The 3,930-nt window shown below is 68.1% G+C and carries 2 protein-coding genes and 1 pseudogene; all 3 read left to right on the forward strand.

The annotated features are described in order from the left end of the window. Positions 1–298, forward strand: a pseudogene (locus UK23_RS53090) (carbohydrate ABC transporter substrate-binding protein); the annotation flags it as partial. 128 nt (positions 299–426) lie between these two features. Then, entirely contained in the window at positions 427–2,439 is a 2,013-nt protein-coding gene (locus UK23_RS34640) for a cellulose binding domain-containing protein (RefSeq protein ID WP_045315959.1), read from the forward strand. Positions 2,440–2,456: 17 nt separating this feature from the next. After that, positions 2,457–3,930 (forward strand): cellulase family glycosylhydrolase (locus UK23_RS34645; protein WP_045315958.1); only part of this gene is annotated, 1,474 nt, incomplete at its 3' end.

Below are 3,930 nucleotides of genomic sequence, written 5' to 3' on the forward strand. Positions count from 1 at the left end.
CGCGCCGGAGCAGCAGATCAAGGCGTTCCAGGCGAAGGGCACTTTCCCCAGTCAGGTCAAGGCACTGGACGCGTCCGCGTTGCTGGAGAAGTCCAACGCCTACTTCGGTGACGTCAAAGCGGGTGCGCTGTTCGCCGCTCAGGCCAAGAAGGTCGTCGCGGCGCAGTACAAGGGTCCCGCCGACGGCCAGATCCAGGAGACCGTCTTCACCCCGGCACTGCAGTCGGTCGAGCAGGGCAAGCACGCCGACGAGGCGTGGCGTGGCGCCGTGCAGGGCGCTGAAAAGGCGGCCAAGTGACCGCAACGGCATTCGACTCGATTCGACGCGACAGAAACCTCGATGCCTCCGAACGCCGTCTTGACCGCTGATCGCCGAATCAGGACTCTGGGAGCGCTCCCAGAATCGTCGACGAGGACGTGGTGCGCATGGCAGCTCGCAGGCTTCTCCTGGTGATCACGCTCGTCGCGGCCTGTCTGCCCGCGGTGGCGAGCACCGCGGCCGGCTCACCGGACGCCACCGTCGTGGTCAACGCGAAGGCGGGGCTGGCCACCGTGCCGGACACCGCGATCGGCGCGAACCAGGCGATCTGGGACAGCCAGCTCGGCACGAACGCGGTGAACGACCTGCTCGGCGACGCCGGTGTGCGGATGATGCGCTACCCCGGCGGTTCGTACGGCGACATCTACCACTGGAAGACCCACACGGCTCCCGGCGGTTACGTGGCACCGGACACCGACTTCGACACGTTCATGGCCGGGGTGCGCAGGGCACAGGCGCAGCCGATCGTCATCGCCAACTACGGCACCGGAACGCCGCAGGAAGCCGCCGACTGGGTGCGTTACGCCAACATCACCAAGGGCTACGGCGTGAAGTACTGGGAGATCGGCAACGAGCTCTACGGCAACGGCCACTACGGCGCCAACTGGGAGGCCGACGACCACCCGGACAAGAGCCCGGCCGGGTACGCCAGGGAGACCGTGGCGTTCGCGCAGGCCATGAAGGCGGCCGACCCCACCGTCAAGATCGGCGCGGTGCTCACCACGCCCGCGAACTGGCCGGACGCGATCGTGGGCACCGGAGACGCCGCGAGCTGGAACCAGACGGTGCTGTCGATCGCCGGCCCGTACGTGGACTTCGTGATCGTGCACTGGTATCCCGGCGGGTCCACGACCGACCAGACGCTGGCGAGCACGGACCAGATCCCCGACATGATGTACCTGCTGCGCCAGCAGATCACCCGGTACGCGGGGCCGAACCCGGACCGGCTCGGCATCGCCATGACGGAGGTCAACAGCTCGTACGGCCGCAACACCCAGCCGGGCGCGTTGTTCGCGGCGGAGGCCTACACCTCGTTGCTGGAGCACGGCGTTTTCAACGTCGACTGGTGGAACGTCCACAACGGACCCGGCAAAGCGTCCACTGTGGGCGGTCAGCCGGACTTCGACGACTTCGGGCTGCTGTCCAGCGGAGGCTGCCTGGAGGGCGGCGCGTGCGAGCCGCCGTTGAACACGCCGTTCGCGCCCTACCACGCTCTGAAGATGCTGAGCCTGTTCGCCCGCCCCGGGGACCAGCTCATCCGGGCCGGTTCCAGTGACCCGTCGGTCAGAGCGCACGCCGCACGCCGGCCGAACGGCGACCTCGCGGTCATGCTGCTCAACTCCGACGAGAACAACCCGCGCACGGTCAGCATCGACTACGCCGGCTACACACCTTCCACTGCCACACCGACCGTGCACACGTTCACCAACGGTGCGACCGCTGTCGTGACGTCGACCGACGGCACCGCCACCAGCCGGACGCTCCCGCCGTTCTCACTGACGACGCTGATCCTGCACCCGTCCGGCACTGCCGGTCTTCCCGCCGCACCGGGACAACCCACCGGTTCGGCCACCGACCGGACCGCGACGATCAGCTGGCCGTCCGTGCCCGGTGCCGTGAAGTACGAGGTGCACCGCCAGCTCGGCACGACCAGCGAGCAGTGGGGCGAGTCCTCCGGCACCTCGTTCACCGCCGGAAACCTCAACCCCGGCACCAGGTACACGGTCACCGTGCTGGCACGGGATGCCGCCGGTGCCCTGTCGTGGTCCTCTCCCCCGCTCACCGTCACGACCGGCAGTCCCGCCGAAAGCACCTGCACGGTGCGACTGTCCACTGTGACCGATTGGAGCAGCGGGTTCGTCGGCGGCATCGACATCACCAGCACACAGCCGTTCTCCGACTGGACGCTGACGTTCGACTGGCCCACGGGACGGCAGCAGGTGGGATCGGGCTGGAACGCGACGTGGACCCAGACCGGGAGCACGGTCACCGTCGTCGGCAACGCCCGCATCGAGCCGAACGCGACGGTCAACGTCGGGTACGTCGGCAACTACAGCGGGCCGAACATCCCGCCGGCGGCTTTCCGGCTGAACGGAACTCTCTGCCACACCACGTCTTGAGCCTCGGAGGAGTGCGAATGAAGCGGCGGCACAAGGTATTCGGCGCGCTGATCTCGGCCGTGGTGGCCGCGAGCGGAATGGTCGCCATCAGCCTGGCGGCGGGCGGCACGGGCGCCGGCTACCTGCACACCAGCGGCAGCAAGATCGTGGACAGCACCGGTGCGACGGTCCGGCTGACCGGCATCAACTGGTTCGGGATGGAGACCGACAACAAGACCTTCCACGGCCTGTGGGCGAGCGTCACGTGGCGCCAGCAGCTCGACCACATGGCGCAGCTGGGCTACAACACCCTGCGCGTCCCGTTCTCCAACGACTCGTTGAAGCCCGACGCCAAGGCCACCGGCATCAACGACTACACCAATCCCGACCTGGTGGGGCTCTCCCCGTTGCAGATCCTCGACAAGGTGATCGGCTACGCGGGGCAGAAGGGGATGCGCGTGATCCTCGACCGGCACCGGCCGACCAGCGCGGGACAGACCGCGCTCTGGTACACGGCCGGCGTCCCGGAGACCACCTGGATCAACGACTGGAAGATGCTCGCCCAGCGGTACGCGGGCAACACCACGGTCATCGGCGCCGACCTGCACAACGAGCCGCACGCCGAGGGCACCAACCCGGCCGCGACCGGTTCGTGCTGGGGTTGTGGCGACACCGCGCGGGACTGGCGGCTCGCGGCCGAGCGCGCGGGCAACGCGATCCTGGGTGTGCAGCCGAACTGGCTGATCTTCGTGGAGGGCGTGAGCTGCCCGAGCGGTGGGCTGTCGAACGTGTGGGACGGCGACCCGTCCAACGACGAGGACTGCGGCTGGTGGGGTGGGAACCTGTCGAAGGCGGGCCAGTTCCCGGTGCGCCTGTCCGTGCCGAACCGGCTGGTCTACTCGCCGCACGAGTACGCCACCTCGGTCTACAACCAGCCGTGGTTCAGCGCCCCGGACTACCCGGCCAACATGCCGGGGATCTGGGACAAGTACTGGGGTTACCTGTACAAGCAGAACATCGCGCCGCTGATGATGGGCGAGTTCGGCACCACGCTGGCCAACCCGGTCGACAAGGTGTGGCTGGAGAACCTGATGGCCTACACCGGCACGGGCGTCAACGGCATCTCGTTCACGTACTGGTCGTGGAACCCCAACTCCGGTGACACCGGCGGCATCGTCGGCGACGACTGGACGACGGTCAACCAGGCGAAGCAGAACATCCTGCAGCCCTACCTGATCGCGCCCACCGGTGGACCCGGCCCGACGACCACGACCACGACCGGTGGCGGCTCTGGCGGGTGCAAGTCGGCGTGGAAGCTGGACAACTCCTGGCAGGGCGGCTTCCAGGGTTCGCTGACCGTCACGAACACGGGGACGAGCGCGGCCAATCCGTGGACCGTCGTGTTCACATTGCCCAGCGGGGTCACCATCTCCAACGGCTGGAACGGCACCTTCAGCCAGTCCGGCACCACGGTCACCGTGACGGCGCCGTCGCACAGTCCGTCCCTGGGTG

The organism is Lentzea aerocolonigenes (assembly GCF_000955955.1).
Taxonomy (GTDB): Bacteria; Actinomycetota; Actinomycetes; order Mycobacteriales; family Pseudonocardiaceae; genus Lentzea; species Lentzea aerocolonigenes_A.